This window comes from Streptomyces sp. NPDC053755, assembly GCF_040677675.1.
Lineage (GTDB): Bacteria > Actinomycetota > Actinomycetes > Streptomycetales > Streptomycetaceae > Streptomyces.
The window spans coordinates 17,091-34,036 of sequence record NZ_JBFASK010000040.1 but is presented as its reverse complement, the minus strand read 5'-3'; the positions used below and the strand labels follow the sequence as shown (position 1 = coordinate 34,036).

14 protein-coding genes are annotated in these 16,946 nt (G+C 72.6%); 7 read left to right on the top strand and 7 right to left on the bottom strand.

Annotated features, from left to right (window positions below; translation table 11 throughout):
• Positions 1 to 2: 2 nt before the first annotated feature.
• Positions 3 to 692, top strand: a complete 690-nt coding sequence (locus AB0K65_RS28175) for a DsbA family protein (RefSeq protein WP_365721336.1) — start codon at positions 3 to 5, stop codon at positions 690 to 692.
• A 498-nt stretch (positions 693 to 1,190) separates the two neighbouring features.
• On the opposite strand, the gene AB0K65_RS28170 is transcribed toward AB0K65_RS28175, so the two are convergent.
• Positions 1,191 to 1,727 (bottom strand): cupin domain-containing protein, encoded by a 537-nt coding sequence (locus AB0K65_RS28170; protein WP_365721334.1) that lies wholly within the window; start codon positions 1,725 to 1,727, stop codon positions 1,191 to 1,193.
• A 153-nt stretch (positions 1,728 to 1,880) separates the two neighbouring features.
• Between AB0K65_RS28170 and AB0K65_RS28165 the strand changes: the two genes are divergently transcribed.
• From AB0K65_RS28165 to AB0K65_RS28150, 4 genes are all read left to right on the top strand, one after another.
• Positions 1,881 to 3,533 (top strand): FAD-binding protein, encoded by a 1,653-nt coding sequence (locus AB0K65_RS28165; RefSeq protein ID WP_365721332.1) that lies wholly within the window; start codon positions 1,881 to 1,883, stop codon positions 3,531 to 3,533.
• A 272-nt stretch (positions 3,534 to 3,805) separates the two neighbouring features.
• Entirely contained in the window at positions 3,806 to 5,056 is a 1,251-nt protein-coding gene (locus tag AB0K65_RS28160; RefSeq protein WP_365721330.1) for an aspartate kinase, read from the top strand.
• A 16-nt stretch (positions 5,057 to 5,072) separates the two neighbouring features.
• Positions 5,073 to 5,891, top strand: coding sequence for a 2-amino-3,7-dideoxy-D-threo-hept-6-ulosonate synthase (locus AB0K65_RS28155; protein WP_365721328.1), 819 nt, complete (start codon positions 5,073 to 5,075; stop codon positions 5,889 to 5,891).
• Between the two features lie 57 nt (positions 5,892 to 5,948).
• Complete coding sequence (locus AB0K65_RS28150; protein WP_365721326.1) at positions 5,949 to 7,058, top strand: 3-dehydroquinate synthase II; 1,110 nt, start codon at positions 5,949 to 5,951, stop codon at positions 7,056 to 7,058.
• A 133-nt stretch (positions 7,059 to 7,191) separates the two neighbouring features.
• Here AB0K65_RS28150 and AB0K65_RS28145 read toward each other — a convergent pair whose 3' ends face one another.
• The 6 genes from AB0K65_RS28145 to AB0K65_RS28120 all read right to left on the bottom strand — a co-directional run bounded on the left by AB0K65_RS28145 (position 7,192) and on the right by AB0K65_RS28120 (position 15,162).
• Positions 7,192 to 8,298 (bottom strand): methyltransferase, encoded by a 1,107-nt coding sequence (locus AB0K65_RS28145; protein ID WP_365721324.1) that lies wholly within the window; start codon positions 8,296 to 8,298, stop codon positions 7,192 to 7,194.
• Positions 8,295 to 10,163: a class I adenylate-forming enzyme family protein gene (locus AB0K65_RS28140; protein WP_365721322.1), complete on the bottom strand. Its 1,869-nt coding sequence runs from the start codon at positions 10,161 to 10,163 to the stop codon at positions 8,295 to 8,297. Before AB0K65_RS28140 ends, AB0K65_RS28145 begins: the two co-directional genes overlap by 4 nt.
• Before the next feature lie 36 nt (positions 10,164 to 10,199).
• Positions 10,200 to 10,562, bottom strand: coding sequence for a VOC family protein (locus AB0K65_RS28135; RefSeq protein ID WP_365721320.1), 363 nt, complete (start codon positions 10,560 to 10,562; stop codon positions 10,200 to 10,202).
• 289 nt (positions 10,563 to 10,851) lie between these two features.
• The gene (locus AB0K65_RS28130; RefSeq protein WP_365721318.1) at positions 10,852 to 13,719 is read right to left on the bottom strand and encodes an AAA family ATPase; all 2,868 of its coding nucleotides are present in this window, start codon (positions 13,717 to 13,719) and stop codon (positions 10,852 to 10,854) included.
• Positions 13,720 to 14,066: 347 nt separating this feature from the next.
• Positions 14,067 to 14,381 (bottom strand): multidrug efflux SMR transporter, encoded by a 315-nt coding sequence (locus tag AB0K65_RS28125; RefSeq protein ID WP_365721316.1) that lies wholly within the window; start codon positions 14,379 to 14,381, stop codon positions 14,067 to 14,069.
• A gap of 40 nt (positions 14,382 to 14,421) precedes the next feature.
• Entirely contained in the window at positions 14,422 to 15,162 is a 741-nt protein-coding gene (locus AB0K65_RS28120; protein ID WP_365721314.1) for a 3-oxoacyl-ACP reductase family protein, read from the bottom strand.
• 104 nt (positions 15,163 to 15,266) lie between these two features.
• On the opposite strand from AB0K65_RS28120, the gene AB0K65_RS28115 reads away from it, so the two are divergent.
• Both AB0K65_RS28115 and AB0K65_RS28110 read left to right on the top strand, forming a co-directional pair.
• Positions 15,267 to 15,881, top strand: a complete 615-nt coding sequence (locus AB0K65_RS28115; RefSeq protein WP_365721312.1) for a TetR/AcrR family transcriptional regulator — start codon at positions 15,267 to 15,269, stop codon at positions 15,879 to 15,881.
• Between the two features lie 122 nt (positions 15,882 to 16,003).
• Complete coding sequence (locus AB0K65_RS28110) at positions 16,004 to 16,831, top strand: hypothetical protein (protein ID WP_365721310.1); 828 nt, start codon at positions 16,004 to 16,006, stop codon at positions 16,829 to 16,831.
• Positions 16,832 to 16,946: the final 115 nt, after the last annotated feature.

The window sequence follows — 16,946 nt, the reverse complement described above, 5'->3', positions numbered from 1 at the left end:
GCGTGGACGTCGCTCCCGGCACCCTGGTCGTCTTCGCCGACCTCGGCTGCCCCTGGGCCCACCTCGCGGTCCACCGCCTGCACACCACACGGGCCGCGCTCGGTCTCGACGGACACGTCCGCTTCGACGTCCGCGCCTTCCCGCTGGAACTCGTCAACGAGATGTCGACGCCGAAGCTGATCCTGGACGCCGAGACGCCGGTCGTCGGCGCGCTGGAGCCCGGCGCCGGCTGGCAGATGTGGCAGCGGCCGTCGTACGAGTACCCCGTCAGCACCCTGCTCGCCATGGAGGCCGTGGAGGCCACGAAGGAGCAGGGTCTGCGGGCGAGCGAGCGGCTCGACCGCGCGCTGCGCGTCGCGCTGTTCGGGCAGAGCCGGAACATCACGATGCGGCACGAGATCCTGGCCGTCGCGGAGGAGAGCGGCGTGGACGCCGACGCCTTGAAGGGCGCGCTGGTCGGGGGGCGGGCGCGCGCCGCGATCGAGAGGCATCTGGAGGTCTCGCTCGGCGGGGAGGTCCGGGGCAGCCCGCACGTCTTCGCCCCCGGCGGGCTCGGCGCCCACAACCCGGGCGTGGAGCGGCACTGGCTCGGGCGCGAGGGGGCAGGCTTCCCCGTCGTCACGAGGGACGAGCCGGGGGCGGTGTACGAGAGCCTGCTGCGGCGCGCCGCGGAGGGCGGGGACGACGACTGACCCGGGACCGGCCCGGCCGCTGCGGCGCGCCGCGGAGGGGGGACGACGACTGACCCGGGACCGGCCCGGCGCAGGACGCCGCGCGCCTACGCCCGGCACTCGGCCCCGGCCCGGCGCAGGACCCCGCGCACGTACGCAGCCCCACGCACCGCCGACGGACGCGGCCCGCGCCTCGGCGGCGCGCGTACGCCGCCCACGGGCCCTGCGCCGGACACGGCGCCCGCGCCCCCGGACCCGTCACCGCCATACGACCGGCCCGGCTCAGGATCCGGCCCCGCCGTACGACCGGCCCGGCTCAGGACCCGGCCCCGCCGTGCGGCCGGCCCGGCTCAGGACCCGGCCCCGCCGTGCGGCCGGCCCGGGCCTCCGGTCTCGTACGGCCTCGCCGCCGCACCGCCCCCATCCCGCTCCAGGTCGTACACCTGCCGACACCGAGACCGCCCGCCGGGAACCCCCGGCGGGCGGTCTCGTCCGTCCCGTCCTCGTGGACCGAAGGCCCTACTCGTCGACGATGAACATGCCGAACTCCTCGGCCCGTTGCATCACCAGCTGCTCGTATCCCACCGGCTCCGCCGGGCGTTCCAGGCCGGGGACCACCGGCTGGCCGATCTCGAAGAAGAAGTTCTCGAAACCGGCCGGGGCCAGGACGAACAACAGCTTGGTGATCTTGCTGGAGTCGTTCCTGAACTTGTGCTTGGCACCCCGCGGAATGAAGATGAACGCCCCGCTCTCGGCCTTGATGACCTCGTCGCCCGACGCCACGGTGAGTTCGCCGTCGAGCAGGTAGAAGATCTCGTCCGCGTCGTTGTGGATGTGCATCGGCGGACCGTTGTCCGGCGCTATCTCGCCTTCCAGCATGGTGAACCCGGGGCCGGTGGTGCTCTTGCCGGCCTTCATCGTGTACTTGTCGCCCTGCAGCGCCCAGACACTCGGGCCCTCGCCCGGGGCTACGTACGTGATCTGTTCCGAACCGGTTCCGGCGCCCTGCGGGCCCCACGGGATGCTCATCGGCGTCCTCACGCTCGTCGCGTCCATGCCGCGATCCGTCTCTGCCGGAATCCAGTGAACCGGGCGCCCGTACGCCGGGCATCACGTGATCACGTGATGTGTCGGCGCTCCCCGCGATGACATCTTCCCCGAGCAACCACCAAGACGTCGCCCGACGTTTGACGATCATTAGGGGGAACCATGACCTCGGTATCGCGCCGGAGGCTCCTCACCGGTACCGCGGCCGTCGTGGGCGCCACGGCGCTGACCTCACCGGCCGGCGTGACCGCCGCCCAGGCCGCCGCGCCCGCCGCCGCGGGGGCGGCCGGGACCACGGAGACCGGCGCCGTCGCGCGCGCCCTGGCCGTGGGGCCGCAGGACGTCCGCTACTCCGGGCTGACCAGCGGGCAGAACCAGCTGTTCCACAGCCGTCCGGAGAGCGTCCGCCTGCCCCGCTCCACCGCCCAGGTGGTCGCGGCCGTGCAGGAGGCGGTGAGCGCGGGCAAGCGGCTGAGCGTGCGCGGCGGCGGCCACTGCTACGAGGACTTCGTCGACCACCCGGACGTCAAGGTGATCATCGACATGTCCGGGATGCGGAAGATCGACTACGACCCCGCCCACCGGGCCTTCGTCGTCGAGGGAGGGGCCACGCTCGGGGAGACGTACTACGCGCTGTTCCGGCAGTGGGGCGTCACCCTGCCCGGCGGGGCCTGCTACTCGGTGGGCGTCGGCGGACACGTCCAGGGCGGGGGGTACGGCAACCTGAGCCGGCTGCACGGTCTGGTCGTCGACTACCTGTACGCCGTCGAGGTCGTCGTGGTGGACCCCGACGGCCGCGCCCGCGCCGTGGTCGCCACCCGTGAGGCGGGCGACCCGAACCGCGACCTGTGGTGGGCACACACCGGTGGCGGCGGCGGCAGCTTCGGCGTCGTGACGCGCTACTGGTTCCGCTCCCCCACCGCGACCGGCACGGACCCCTCGGCTCTGCTTCCGGCGCCCCCGACCGACGTCCTGGTGACCTGGCTCCAGTGGCCGTGGGCGCAGCTGACGGAGGCGCGTTTCGCCCGTCTCGTACGGAACTACGGCGTCTGGAACGAGCAGAACAGCTCGCCCACCTCGCCGTACAAGGGGCTGACGGCCCGTCTGGAGCCGGGCCCCAAGACCGGCGGCAGCGTGCTTCTGTCCATACAGATGGACACCGCCGTCCCGAACGCCCGGCAGCTCCTGCTCGACTTCGTCGCGGCCGTCAACGACGGGGTGGGGATCACGCCGGTGGAGTACCAGGAGCTGCACCAGCTGCCCTGGTTCCAGGCCACGGGGTGGCCCGGCTTCTGGATGAGCAACCCGACCGACCGCTACAAGTACAAGTCGAGCTACCACCGCAAGGGGCTGACCGACGACCAGATCGGCGGGCTCTACCGGGTGCTCACCGACTCGGACTACGACCACCCACTCTTCGTGGTGTCGATCGCCGCGCACGGCGGGCAGGTCAACGCGGTGGCGCCGACCGCCACCGCCCAGGTGCACCGCGACAGCGTCCTGAAGCTGCTCTGGGGCACGGCCTGGGGCAACCCGAGTGACGACGCGAAGCACTTCGCCTACATCCGGCGCGCGTTCTCGACGGTGTACGCCTCGACGGGCGGTGTCCCGGTGCCGAACGCCGTGACCGACGGCTGCTACATCAACTACGCCGACGGGGACCTCACCGACCCGGCGTGGAACCGTTCGGGGGTGGCCTGGCACGACCTCTACTGGAAGCAGAACTACCCCACGCTCCAGCGCGCGAAGTCGCGCTGGGACCGGCGCGACGTCTTCCGTCACGCGCAGTCGATCCGGCTGCCCCACACGGTCTGACGCCGCCCGCGACGAGGGCCGGGCCCCCTCCCTCCCGGGGCCCGGCCCTCGTTCCGTCATTCCGGCGGAATGCGGTACACCGCTTCGCGCCCGTCATTTGCCCGACAGGTCGCCGGATTTACCGGCCCGCATTACCGCATCACGCCGATGCGGGATTCCGGAAAGAGCCGCTCCCACATCACGTGGATCCGGGATCCGGAATCGGCGGGCGCTGTGTAGAAAGGAGATCGCGCAACGCCATCTGCCCCGATCAGCCGGTGCGAGGACGACGCATGTCAGTAGCGGTGAAGAAGTTCGGCGGGAGTTCGCTGTCGACTCCCGGAAGAATTCGTCAGGTCGCGGAGATGGTCGCCCGCTTCCACGACACGGGCCGCCCGACGGTGGTCGTGGTCTCCGCCCGAGGGGACAGCACGGACGAGCTGCTCGCCGCGGCGCTGGAGCTGCACGCGGCCCCGGCGGCGCGGGAGACGGACCAGCTCCTGGCGACCGGTGAGAACGCCTCCGCCGCGCTGCTGGCCATGGCCCTGCACGACCAGGGGGCGCCGGCGGTGTCCCTGACCGGCCCCCAGGCCGGGATCCGGGTCTCGGGCAACCACGGCGCGGGGATGATCGCCGAGATCGACCCGGCGCGCATCCTCGCCCATCTGCGCCGCGGCCGGGTCGTCGTGGTCTCGGGCTTCCAGGGCGAGGACGCGGAGGGGGACGTGATCACCCTCGGCCGGGGCGGTTCGGACACGACGGCGGTGGCCCTCGCGACCGCGCTCTCGGCGGCGAGCTGCGAGATCTACACGGACGTCAAGGGGATCTACACCGCCGATCCCCGGGTGGTGCCCGAAGCCCGGGTGCTGTCCACGATCGACGCCGGGGTGATGGCGGAGATGGCCTTCGCCGGCGCCCAGGTGATGCACTCGCGCGCGGTGGAACTGGCCGCCTCGCACGCGATCGACGTCGTGGTCCGCGGGACGTTCACGACGGAACCCGGAACCACCATCCTCGGACGGAGCATCGACGTGCTCGAATCACAGGGATCGATCACCGCCGTCACCCATGACACCGACATCGTCATGGCCCTGACCCGCTCGCGCCGGCCCCGGGACGGCCTGGCCGCCGACATCCTGACCGAACTGGCGCGGGACTCGGTCCCGGTCGACCTCCTGTCCTGGGGGGCTCCGGACGGCCACGGCTTCCGGATGGGCTTCGCGCTGCACGGCAGCCGGCTGGCTCCGGCCCGCGAGGCGCTGCGCCGGATCGCGGCCGGACTCGGCTGCGACACGGAGGTGGACGAGAAGGTCGGCAAGGTGTCCCTGGTCGGCGTGGGCCTCCTCAACCGGCCGGACTACACGGCCCGGATGCTGGCGCTGCTCTCCCGGATGGGGGTGACGCCGAGCTGGGTGTCCTCCACCCAGCTGCGGGTCTCCGTGATCGTCCCGCTGGACCGCGTCCTGGAGGCGGTCACGGCGCTCCACCAGGAATTCGGCCTCGGCCGCGACGACCTCGACACCCCCTCCATGGCCGCGGTGTGACAGAAGGAGAAGCCGCATGACGCAGAATCGATCGTTCGGAGCCCGATTACGTACCAAGAAGCTCTTCCGGCACGCGCCGGATCGTCTGCTGGTCGTCCCCCTCGACCACTCCGTCACCGACGGCCCCATCGCGGCGGCCGACGAACTGAACCGGCTGGTCGCGCAGTTGGCGGGCAACGGCGTGGACGGAGTGGTGCTGCACAAGGGGACGCTGCGCCAACTGGATCCCGAGCCGTTCACCAGAACCTCGCTGATCGTGCACCTGAGCGTGAGCACCGTGCACGCCCCGGATCCGGACGCCAAGTACCTCGTCAGCGACGTGGAGAGCGCACTGCGGCTCGGCGCGGACGCGGTCAGCGTCCACGTCAACGTGGGCTCGGCCGGGGAGGCCCGGCAGATCGCCGACATGGCCGCCGTCGCCGACGCCTGCGACCGGTGGAACGTACCGCTGCTCGCCATGATGTACCCGCGCGGCCCCGAGATCGCCGATCCCCGGGACACCGCCCTGGTCAAGCACGTGGCCACGCTGGCCGCCGATCTGGGGGCGGACCTGGTCAAGGTGCCCTGCCCGCACACGATGTCCGGCCTGGCCGAGGTGGTACGGGCCTGCCCGGTGCCGGTCCTGGTCGCCGGCGGGCCGCCCGCGGCCTCCACGGACGAACTCCTCGACCATGTGGCCGCCGTCCTCGACGCCGGGGCCACGGGCCTCGCCATGGGGCGCAACATCTTCCAGTCCTCCGAGCCGGGCAAACGCGCCGGCCGGGTCGCGGACCTGGTGCACGCCCCTCGGGGCGTGGCCGCCGGTTCCGCACTGCTCACCGCCCGTCCCGCCTGAGAACAGCTGAGAACAGCGAGACCCGAGGAACGCTCCATAATCCTGAGGAAGAGGAACATGAAGCTCTGCTGGCTCGATCTGCGCACGAAGAACGAACTGACCCCGGCGATCCTGGAAGAGGCGGTGCACCAGCGGATCGACGGCGTGGTCGCGTCCTCCGTCGAGGACCTGGCCGATCTGCCGCCCACGGTGAAGAAGGTGCTCTTCCCGCGCGGCGGGGCGCTTCCCGAGGACTTCGGCGAGGCCGACGTGGTCGTCGTGAACCCGGCCGAGCACGGTGACCCGGCGGTGCTGGCCGCCCGCCACCCCGAGGTCGAGTTCGGCCGGTACGTGGAGATCGTGGACGCCGAGACGCTGGAGGTGGCGTGCCGTTCGGCCGCCACCGAGAAGTGGAGCGTGCTCTGGTTCCGCGACCCGACGAAGATCCCGCTGGAGATCGTCATCGCGGCCGGCAAGGCGGCGAAGGGCACCGGCAGCCTCATCACGATCGCGCAGGACGTCGAGGAGGCCGAGATCATCTTCGGTGTCCTGGAGCTCGGGTCGGACGGCGTGATGCTGGCCCCGGCGCGGGTCGGCGACGCGACCGGACTCAAGGCGGCGGCCGTCTCCCGGACGCCCGACCTGGAGATGGTGGAGCTGACCGTCACCGGCAGCACCCACATCGGCATGGGTGAGCGGGCGTGCGTCGACACCGTCACGCACTTCCGTCAGGACGAGGGCATCCTGGTGGGCTCGCACTCCAAGGGCATGATCCTGTGCGTCAGCGAGACGCACCCGCTGCCCTACATGCCGACGCGGCCGTTCCGGGTGAACGCCGGCGCCATCCACTCGTACACGCTGTCCCAGAACTCCCGGACGCACTACCTCAGCGAGCTCAAGGCCGGCAGCAAGGTGCTGGCGGTGGACGTCAAGGGCCAGACGCGCCTGGTGGCGGTGGGCAGGGTGAAGATCGAGAGCCGTCCGCTGCTGTCGGTGGACGCGGTCGCCCCCGACGGGACCACGGTCAACCTGATCCTGCAGGACGACTGGCACGTCCGGGTCCTCGGCCCCGGCGGAGTGGTGCACAACAGCACCGAGCTGAAGCCCGGGGACGTCGTCCTCGGCTACCTTCCGACCGCCGACCGGCACGTGGGCTATCCGATCGAGGAGTTCTGCCTGGAGAAGTAGGCCGGACGGCCCGGAGGCGGTACGCGCTCCGGGAGGACGACGGTGGCCCGCCGCGGGAATCCGCGGCGGGCCACCGTCGTTCGCTCCGTTCCCGGGACGGGCTCGGGTTTCGCCGATCCTTCCCGGCCACTCCCTAGGCGGGGACCGCCACGATGACGCTCGTGGAGGACGGGGTGGGGCGGATCTCCTTGAGCCGGAAGCCGGCCCGCTCGAAGAGGTCCACGAACTCCGACTCGGTCCGCAGGTGCCCGGTGAGCAGCGACAGCATCACGATGTCCTCGAACTTGCCGAAGTGCGGGGTGTCGCCCTCCGGGATGACCTCGTCGATGACGATCAGCTGCCCCGAGTCGCCCAGCGCGCGACGGATGTTGCGCAGCATCGCGACGGCGTCGTCGTCGTCCCAGTCGTGGATGGTCCAGGACACGACGTACGTGTCCCCGCCCTCCGGGACCGAGGTCAGGAAGTCGCCGCCGACGCACTCGGCGCGGTCCGAGACGCCCAGCTCGGCCAGGACGGCCTCGGCCTCGGGGACCACGCGGGGCAGGTCGTAGGCGACCGCCGTCATCCGCGGATAGCGCTGCAGCAGGGCGCCCACGAGCCGGCCCCGGCCCGCTCCGACGTCCACCAGGCGGCGGACGTCGGAGAGGTCGTAGACGTCCAGGACACCGGAGTTCACCATCACCGACATGCTGCTCATGGCGCTGTTGAAGACGGCCGCGAGCTCGGGACGGGCGGCGAAGAAGGTCCACCAGTCGGTGCCGTGCACCTCGTCGAAGGACGGCTTGCCCGTCCGCAGGCTGTGCGCCAGCGACCCGAACGCCCGCTGCCGCTCGGGCAGTCCGACGTACCGCGCCAGGTCGCGCATCGAGCCGGGTACGTCGCCGCGGAGCGTCGCCGCCAACGGGGTCAGGCCGAAGGTCCTCGGCTCGACCTCGGTGAACACGCCGACGCTCGCGAGCGCCCGCAGGCCCCGGTAGAGCGCCCCGGGGTCGGTGCCGGTGCGCTCGGCGATCTCGTCGATGTGCCGGACCTCGTCGCCGATGGCGTCGGCGACGCCCAGTTCGGCGACGGCGACGAGGAGCTGGCTGACCAGGGAGCCGTAGAGCATCTCGTACATCCGGACCGGCGCCGGCACGTCGCCGGTCGGTTCGGAGCCCGGCGGCCGCGTGCCGGGGAAGTGCGCGCCGGGGGCGGGCGTGGCCGGCGGTTCGGTGCCGCCGGGCTGTCGGGGGGCTGTCATGGCCTGTTCTCCTCCGCGACCCGCTCGGGTCGGATCAGGACGTCGGCGAAGTGCTCGCGCAGGCTGCGCTTGAGCACCTTGCCCGTGGCTCCGGTGGGGAAGTGCTCCGGTTCGGTGGCGAGCACGGCACCGCCGAGGGCGGTCAGCCCCTTCGCGCGCAGCGCCGTGTTGAGCCGCTCGAGCAGGTCTCCGGGGGTGCTCGCGCCCGGCCGGAGACGGACGGTGGCGAACGGGACCTGTCCGCCGCCCGGCCCCGGGGCGTTGACGGCGACGACGGCGCAGTCGGCCACCTCGGGGCAGCCGGTCATGACGGCCTCCTCCATCGGGAGGCTGTAGACCGGGCCGCGGACGGTGTGGATGACGTCGGGCACCCGGTCCACGTGGAAGAACCGTCCGTCGTCGTCCTGGTAGACGATGTCGCCGGTGAGCCAGTAGCCGGAGACGGAGGACTTCTGGGTGAGTGCGGTGTCCCCCCAGTACCCGGCGGTCCTCGTGGGGGTCTTCACCCCGAGCCGGCCCGGCCGGCCGGGGCCGAGGATCCGGCCGTCGTCGTCGAGGACGACCGCCCGCCGGACCACGCGGACGGGTGTGCCGACGCAGCGGTCGTAGTCCTGCTTCTCGGGCTCGCTGACCTTGCGGAACAGCGCCATCCCCATCTCGGAGGAGCCGAGGCCGTCGACGAACCGCGAGCCGGGGCGGTCACCGGTCCGGGCGCCGAGCCGGGCGCCGAGGCCGGAGCCGAGCCGGGAGGCGAGCCCGGTGCGGAGTCGGGAGCCGAGCGCGCCGGGCCGGAAGACGGCGGCCGGCCGCCCCGGTCGTCTGCCGTGCCGGATCAGCTCCTTGATGTGCGCCTCGTGGGCGGAGTCGCCGGTGTTGATCCAGGTGTGGACGTCCCCGAGGGCCGACGGCGACAGGTCGAGCGTGGCCAGCTCGGCCCAGGTCTGGGGAAACGCCACCACCATCGTGGGCCGGAACCAGCGGGCCGCCTCGTGCACGGCCTCCCCCGAGCTGTCGGCCATGACCAGGGTGGGCAGGCCGAGCAGGGTCGCGGTCATCAGATAGCTGATGCCCGCGGAGTGCGTCTGCGGGAGTGCGGTGAGCAGCCGGTTGCTCGCCGCGTCGGGGAAGCTGAGGAGCCGGTGGCGCTTGCCGAGGAAGAACTGCCGGTGCCCGAAGGTGACGGCCTTCGGCGGTCCGGTCGTGCCCGAGGTGTGGCAGAGCATGACCAGGTCGTCGTCGCCGTGCCGGTACGGGAAGACTCCCGGCAGCGCGTGCCGGGCGGGCCGCCGGCGCGGGAACGCGTCCAGCTCCTTCTCGAACGCCAGGTTCTTCGGCAGGGCGCCGGAGGCCCGCAGCCGGTCGAGCCCGTCGGCCGTGGCCACGACCCCGACCGCGCCGACGCGGCCCAGGTAGTCGGCCGCGACCTCGGGCCTCATCCGGCCGTTGACCAGCGCGGCGATGGCGCCCAGGGAGCTGAGCGCCAGGAAGTGCAGGAAGGCGTCGACGCCCTCGCCGGCGTAGACGCCGACGGGGTCGCCCTTCCTGACGCCCGCCTGGTGGTACCAGGAGGCGTAGGCGTCGCGTATCTCGGCGAGCCGGTCGAGGCTGAGCCGCTCGACCTCTCCGTCGTCCTCCTCGCCCCGGAGGCCCGGGGGGCCCGGGTCGCCCGCCGCGCCGCCCCCGGCACCGCCCGCGCGCTGCGCGAGCAGGAACGGTGCCGAAGGGGCGGGGCTGACGGCGCGGGCGTGGTCGAGGAAGCTCCCCACCCCGAGGGCGGGATCGGCCAGGAGCCGGAGCCTGGCGCGCAGTGGCATCCGCGCGGCCGGCGCGAGCCCCATGCTGGTGACACCCGTGTTGTCGCGCATGCGTTCCTTTCCGCTTCGGGGACCGGTCGGATCGGATCAGCCCTCGTAGACGGTCAGCTCGTACCCGTCGGGGTCCTTGAACTGGAACTCACGGCCGCAGAAGCCGTCGCACGGCGGCTTGGTGATGGTGACGCCGTGCTCGGCCACGATCTTGGCGAGACCGTCGGGGTCCTCCGCCTTGATCCACACCACGACGCCCCAGCCGAGCTCGGGTACGGCGTCGAGGTCGATGGTGGCCTGGCGCAGCGCCAGCTTGATGGGAGCGGTCTCGAGGACGGCGGCGGTGGGGACCTTGGAGTCGGTCTCCTTGAAGCCGACGACCTCGGTGTAGAAGCGGCGGGACCGCTCGACGTCACGCACCTGGAGCGTGAGGAAGTTGGGGCCGATCGCGTTCGTCATGGGATGCCTCTCCACGGATCTGTGGGGTCAACGGGCTTTCGACGGGCCCCAGTCTGTGGGCGGGCGCCGGGCCCGGGCATCACGTGTTCTCGTGAACTCCCGTACGGCGGAAAGGTCCCGGGTGTGCGGGATGACATTCCGCCGTACGGAAGGAGCGGGCGGGCGGACGGGCGGCCCGCGAGGGCGGTCGTGCGGGCGGACGGGCGGTCATGCCGGCGGGCCGGCGTGCTGGGGAGCGTGCGGGCGGTCGGACGTGCGGAGGGGCCGTGACCGGGCCGCCCGATGCGCCTCAGACCGTCTCGTCGAGGGGCAGCGCCTCGTGGGTCAGGACCTGGCGGGTCAGTTCGACGCGGCTCGTCACGCCCAGCTTGGTGAAGCTGTGCCGCAGATGGCTGTCCACCGTGTGCCGGGACAGGAACAGCCTCTCCGCGACCTCCCGGTTGGTCAGCCCCTCGGCCACGAGCCGTACGACACGCAGCTCGGACGGCGTCAGCTGGTCCCACCGCGCCCGCGGCCCGCCGACCGGGCCGGGAGCGCGGTCGCGGACCCTGGTCCGGTCCGTCGTCCGGTCCCTGGCTGCCCCGCGGTCCCGCACCCGTGGCTTGGTCCGCAGGCCGAGCGAGCGCAGCGTCTTGCTCACGCGCAGGGCGTCGCCGCGCGCGCCGTGCGTCGTGTACTGCCCCAGCGCCTCGTTCAGGAGCGTCACGGCGGTGCTCCGTCCGCCCTGGTGCTCCTCCGCCATGGCGAGGTCCTCGGTCGCGGCGGCGAGCGCGAGCGGCCGGGGCCCGGACCGGTAGTGCCGCACGGCGGTGCGCAGCCGGCCGACGTCGCCCCGGAGCACGCCCTCGGCGTGGGCCGCGGCGGCGACGGCGGAGGTCACCGTGGGGTTGCGGGTCGCGACGAGGCGGGCGGCCTCGGCCACGGCGACGGCCCGGTCCGAGTCCCCGATGCGCAGGGCGGTACGGACCAGGCAGGCGCCGGCGTGCGGTTCCTTGGTCAGCAGCAGGGGCCGCCGGGGAAGTCCCGAGTACACGTGGGAGAGCGTGTCGATCGCGGTGTCCTCCTCCTCCGTGGCGCTGTGCAGCAGTGCGGTGACCCACGCCAGGTCCTCGAGGGCGGCTCCCGTGGCACTCGCCGCGAGCGGATGGGCGATGCCCACGTGGCGCCGGGCCAGGGAGAGTTCGTTACGGTGGATCGCCACCCGGGTGCGCAGGGCGAGCGGCCCGACGCCCAGCGAGGGCACGGCGAGCCGTTCGGCGATGCGTACGGCCGTGGCGGCCTCGGCGTCGGCCTCGTCGAGCTTGCCCGCGGCCAGTTTGAGCTCGGCCCGGTGGTAGTGCCACATCGGCAGGACCCAGCGCAGGGCGGCGTGGTCGGAGGGGGCGCACTCCTCCGCCAGGATCGCCTCCGCCTGGTCGAACTGGTCGGACGCGGTGAGCGCGACGGCCAGCCAGAGCCGGTGGTGGCCGGTGTCGGCGATGTGGCCGTGGTCGTAGGCGACGCGCAGGGCCTCGCGAGCGTCCGCGACGACCTGGCCGTGGCGGCCCTGGGCCCGGTCGGCGGAGTAGCGCACCGTCGTGCGGTAGATGAGGTCGGCGTAGCGGCTCGTGTGCGGGGCCTCCGTGGCGCCGATGGGACGGGCGCCCGCGCGGGGCGCTCCGCCGGCCGGGGCGGGCCGTCCGGTGTGCGCGGGCCGGCCGTCCGGGCCGCGGAGGCCGGTGGTGCCCATGAGGTGGACGGCGTCGGCCATCAGTTCGGGGTGGATGGGCTCCGCGCGCTCCTGCGTCCACGCGGACCACGTGGCCCAGGCGTCGAGGTCCGCCCGCCCGGCAGGCTCCGCCCGGTCCGGCCGGTCGTCCCGGTCCGCTTCCGGGCCGGCGGCGGCCGCGGCGAGGGGGAACCACTCGGCCCGCCGGTCCGGATCGGCCTGGCCGGTGGCACCGGCCGCACCCGCCCCGCCCGTGAGACCGGCCACGGCGTGCCCGGACGGTCCGGGGCCGGCGGCCTGCCGCGACGCCGCCGGTTCCGTGGCTCCGGGCGCCGCCTGCCTCTGGCTGCGGATCAGGTGGTCGACGAACTCGGACGCCGATCGCCCCTCCCGCCAGACGGCGGCGGCCGCCTCCCGGTGCAGTGCCGTGCGTACGGGTTCGGCGAGGCGGACGTAGAGCGCCTCGCGGACCAGCGGGTGCCGGAAGGTGATCGTCGGCCCCTCCCCCACCAGCACGGACGCGGCGATCAGCTCGCCGATGACGGGCAGCAGCTCCACGGGACTGCGGCCGAGCAGTCCGGCCGCCTCGTGGACGGAGAAGCTCGGCCCGAGGACGGCCACGGCGTCCAGCATCCGGCGGCTCTCGCAGGAGAGGTCGCGCAGATGGTGGTCGACGGCCCGCAGGAAGCAGGGGGCCGGTTGGTCGTCGACGAGGACGGCGACCGGGTCGCGTCCCTCGATGCGGATGCGGCCGTCGCTCAGGGAGGTGGCCAGGAATTCCTTGAGGAGGTAGGGGTTGCCGCCGCTGCGCGCGGCGAGGGCCAGCACCCCGCCGTCGGGCCGGGCGCCGAGGACATGGGCGGCGAGCCGGGCGACGGCTTCCCGTGACAGGGCTCCCAGTTCGTGGCGTACGGCCCCTTCCCAAACGAGCGAGTCGATGGTCTCCTGTGCGTTGTCCCGCACGCGCGCCGGCACGCGGGTCAGCAGCCACAGGACCGGGACGGACCGCGAGGCGCCGATCAGCCCGCGCAGCGCCGCCGCGGTGAGGTCGTCGACGAGGTGGGCGTCGTCGAGCGCCACGAGCAGCGGCTGGGAGCGGGTGGCGCGCCGAAGGTAGTCGGCGATGGCGTCGACGGGCGCGAGGGGGTCGTAGTCCTGGCGGGCCGTGAGCGGCGTGAGGTACCGGGTCGGGACGGTGTCGCGCAGCAGCCGCCGCAGCGTGCCGAACGGCACCCGCCGGTCCAGCTCCGCCGCCCTGCCGACGGTCGCGAAGAAACCGGCTTCCTTGGCGCTTTCCTCCGCCGCCCGTAGGGATTCGCTCTTTCCCATGCCCGCGGAACCCTCGAGAACGAGACAGTTCCCCGTCCCGGACGACACGAGTTCGACGGCTCGGCGTATCTCGTAGAGTGTGGTCTCCCTACTCAGTAAAACGGGCGTGGCGGAGCGCATTTCATCCCCCCGTAACAGTAGAGCCCCAAGAGGTCGAGTCAACATGAAGTAAAGCGGATGCAAGCGTGGAACGGCGGGGGAGCCCGTCGGCTGGCGGGATTCCGATGCCGGGTGAATTCCCCGTACGAGGCGGCGCTTTCCGTTCCTTACGGCATGCGTGCGCATCCAGGCCCTCCATCGCAGGAGGAGGGCCTGGATGCGGTGCGCTGATCGCGTGCGCCGGACTCAGTGGCCTGTCGCGGCCCCTGTCCCGGGTGCCGGCACGGGCCCTGTCGTGGCCGCCGTCACGGCTCCTGCCACGGCGTCCGTCCCGGCTCCCGTCGCGCCTTGTTCCGTCACGGCCGCCGTCATGCCTCCAGCAGCCGCAGGCCGACGACCCCGCCGATGATCGCCAGGATGCAGGCGATCCGGGCGGCCGACGCGGTCTCGCCGGTGACGAGGCCCGCGACGACCACGCCCGCGGCCCCGATGCCGACCCAGACGGCGTAGCCCGTGCCCACCGGCACGTCGCGCAGCGCGAAGGTGAGCAGCACGAAGCTGAGGGCGGAGAAGAAGATGCCGATGACGCTCGGCCACAGCCGGGTGAAGCCGTTCGACTCCTTGAGCGCCAAGGCCCATACGATCTCCAGGAGACCGGCCAGCGTCAGGATCGCCCATGCCATCGCGCCCGCCCTCGCTCTCGTGTCGCTCGCCGCACCGCCGTCAGGCGGCGTAGCCACCGTCGACCGCCAGTGACGTCCCGGTGATCCACTGAGCGTCGGGACCCGCGAGGAAGGCCACGGCGCCGGCGGTGTCCGCGCCCGCGCCGAGCCTCTTGGCGGCCGTCCGCTGACGCTCCGCCTCGGCCTCGTCCGTGCCGTCGGGGTTCATGTCGGTGACCGTCGGACCGGGGTCGACGATGTTGGCGGTGATGCCCTGCGGCGCCACGTCGTGGGCGAGGCCCTTGGTGAAGCCGATGAGCGCCGACTTGCTCATGGCGTACAGCGTCACGTCGGGCACCGGGACACGGTTGGCCCAGCAGCTGCCGACGCTGATGATCCGGCCGCCCTCTCCCATGTGCCGCAAGGCGGCCTGCGTGGAGAGGAAGACGGCGCGCACGTGGATCGCGAGCGTCCGGTCGATCTCCTCCAGGGTGACCTCTCCTATGGGGCCGTAGGGGAAGATGCCGGCGTTGTTGACCAGGATGTCGATCCGGCCGAACTCGCCCGCCGCGCGCTCGACCGATTCCACGACCGCCGCCGGGTCGGCGCTGTCGGCCTGGAGGGCCAGTCCCTTGCGGCCCAGGGCCTCGATGGACTTGACGACTTCCTGCGCCTTGTCGGCGGCACTGACGTAGGTCAGCGCGACGTCCGCTCCCTCCTGGGCCAGCCGCAGGGCGATCGCGGCTCCGATCCCGCGGCTTCCCCCTGTCACCAGTGCCACCTTGCCATCAAGCTGAGGCATGTCGCTCCATTCGCGATGCGCGTTAAAGTATTTTTGGGCTGGACGATCCAGAAGTACTTAACAGCCCTTCGTGCTCATGGTCAAGGAAAGTCTGAGGAGATGTCATGTCCGACCGGGGGAGACCGCGCGCGTTCGATCGCACGGCGGCGTTGCGGCGCGCGATGGAGGCGTTCTGGGAGCTGGGATACGAAGGCACCCGGCTGACCGATCTGACCGGGGCGATGGGCATCAACTCCGCCAGCCTCTACAACACCTTCGGTTCGAAGGAGCAGTTGTTCCGGGAGGCGGTGGCGCTCTACAACGACACGACCGGCTCGGCGACGAGCCGGGCGCTGCGGGAGGCGCCGACGGCACGGGCGGCCGTCGAGGCGATGCTGCGCGGCAACATCGACACGTTCGCCGACCCCGGGACGCCGAGCGGCTGCATGATCGTGCTGGCGGCGACGAACTGCGGAACGCAGAACCGTCCGGTCGCCGACCATCTGGCCTGGTGGCGCAGGTCCACGGTGGCTGAGCTGGAGGAGCGGCTCGAACAAGCGGTGGACGAGGGCGAGTTGCCGCAGGGTGCGGACGTCCGGAGCGTCGCCGGCTTCTACGCCACGATCCTGCACGGCATGTCGATCGAGTCGCGCGACGGGGTGTCCCCCGAGCGGCTGTCCTCGACGGTGGACTACGCGATGGCCATGTGGGACTCGCTGGTCTCCCGCTCGACGGTCTGAGACGACGCGGAACGGGTGGCGCCGGGGCCACGGCCCCGGCGACCGGGGCGGGCGGGGCGGCGGCGCGGGTGACCGGGCGGGCGGCCGGCCCGGCCCGCGGCGACGCCTGGTTGGATACCGGCATGGGCACCCTTCTGTACGTCACCGACCTCGGCTACCAGGCGCGGGGGCGTCGCTACTGCGACGAGGACATCTGGCTGAGCGGCCGGCTGCGCGAGGAGTTCGGCCTCGCGCTCTGCCACCCGCTGGACGCCGCCGCGCTGATGGAGCGCTTCGACGCCGTCGTGGTGCGCAACAGCGGGCCCGTCCTGCACTACCAGGAGGCGTTCGAGGCGTTCCGTTCCGCCGCCCGCGCCAAGGGGGTGCGGGTCTTCAACTCCCTCTCCGGTCAAGGGGACATGGCGGGAAAGGGCTACCTGCTCCACCTGTCGAGGGAGGGATTTCCGGTCATTCCCACGGCCGGGCGGCGCGAGGAGTTCGCGGGACTGCCGAAGGCCGACGAGTACGTCGTGAAGCCGGTGCTCGGCGCGGACTCGGTCGGCCTGCGCTTCGTGGACGCGGCGGGGCTCGGGGACGTCGACCCGGCCGGCATGCTCGTACAGCCGCGCATCCCGTTCACGTACGAGGTGTCGTTCTACTTCGTCGGGCGAAGCTTCCAGTACGCGCTCTACGCCCCCGATCCGGAGGCGCGCTGGGTGCTCCGGCCGTACGAGCCGACCGCGGAGGACCTGGAGTTCGCCCAGCGGTTCGTGGACTGGAACGACCTCCCGTACGGGATCCAGCGCGTCGATGCCTGCCGGGCGCCGGGCGGGGAGCTGTTGCTCGTCGAGCTGGAGGACCTCAATCCGTACCTCTCGCTGGACCTGGTCGGGGAGCCCGAGCGCGAGCGGTTCGTCGCGGCGGTGAAGAGCTCGCTGCGCATGCTGCTGACAAAGACCGCGGGTCGCTGAGGGACGCGGCGGCGGGGCGGGAAGCCGCGGGGGCCGACGAGCGCGGGGCGGAGGGGCCGGAGCGCTGACGAGCACGGGGGCGGAGGGGCCGCTCGGGCCGCGGGGCCTGGCGGCG

What these genes read in the sequence shown, in the direction of transcription:
- AB0K65_RS28115 (WP_365721312.1), top strand. Translation starts at nt 15,267, where the DNA reads ATGTCCGACCGGGGGAGACCGCGCGCGTTCGATCGCACGGCGGCGTTG.
- AB0K65_RS28155 (WP_365721328.1), top strand. Translation starts at nt 5,073, where the DNA reads ATGACGCAGAATCGATCGTTCGGAGCCCGATTACGTACCAAGAAGCTC.
- AB0K65_RS28125 (WP_365721316.1), bottom strand. Translation starts at nt 14,381, where the DNA reads ATGGCATGGGCGATCCTGACGCTGGCCGGTCTCCTGGAGATCGTATGG.
- AB0K65_RS28110 (WP_365721310.1), top strand. Translation starts at nt 16,004, where the DNA reads ATGGGCACCCTTCTGTACGTCACCGACCTCGGCTACCAGGCGCGGGGG.
- AB0K65_RS28145 (WP_365721324.1), bottom strand. Translation starts at nt 8,298, where the DNA reads ATGACAGCCCCCCGACAGCCCGGCGGCACCGAACCGCCGGCCACGCCC.
- AB0K65_RS28170 (WP_365721334.1), bottom strand. Translation starts at nt 1,727, where the DNA reads ATGGACGCGACGAGCGTGAGGACGCCGATGAGCATCCCGTGGGGCCCG.
- AB0K65_RS28150 (WP_365721326.1), top strand. Translation starts at nt 5,949, where the DNA reads ATGAAGCTCTGCTGGCTCGATCTGCGCACGAAGAACGAACTGACCCCG.
- AB0K65_RS28165 (WP_365721332.1), top strand. Translation starts at nt 1,881, where the DNA reads ATGACCTCGGTATCGCGCCGGAGGCTCCTCACCGGTACCGCGGCCGTC.
- AB0K65_RS28130 (WP_365721318.1), bottom strand. Translation starts at nt 13,719, where the DNA reads ATGCGCTCCGCCACGCCCGTTTTACTGAGTAGGGAGACCACACTCTAC.
- AB0K65_RS28120 (WP_365721314.1), bottom strand. Translation starts at nt 15,162, where the DNA reads ATGCCTCAGCTTGATGGCAAGGTGGCACTGGTGACAGGGGGAAGCCGC.
- AB0K65_RS28140 (WP_365721322.1), bottom strand. Translation starts at nt 10,163, where the DNA reads ATGCGCGACAACACGGGTGTCACCAGCATGGGGCTCGCGCCGGCCGCG.
- AB0K65_RS28135 (WP_365721320.1), bottom strand. Translation starts at nt 10,562, where the DNA reads ATGACGAACGCGATCGGCCCCAACTTCCTCACGCTCCAGGTGCGTGAC.
- AB0K65_RS28160 (WP_365721330.1), top strand. Translation starts at nt 3,806, where the DNA reads ATGTCAGTAGCGGTGAAGAAGTTCGGCGGGAGTTCGCTGTCGACTCCC.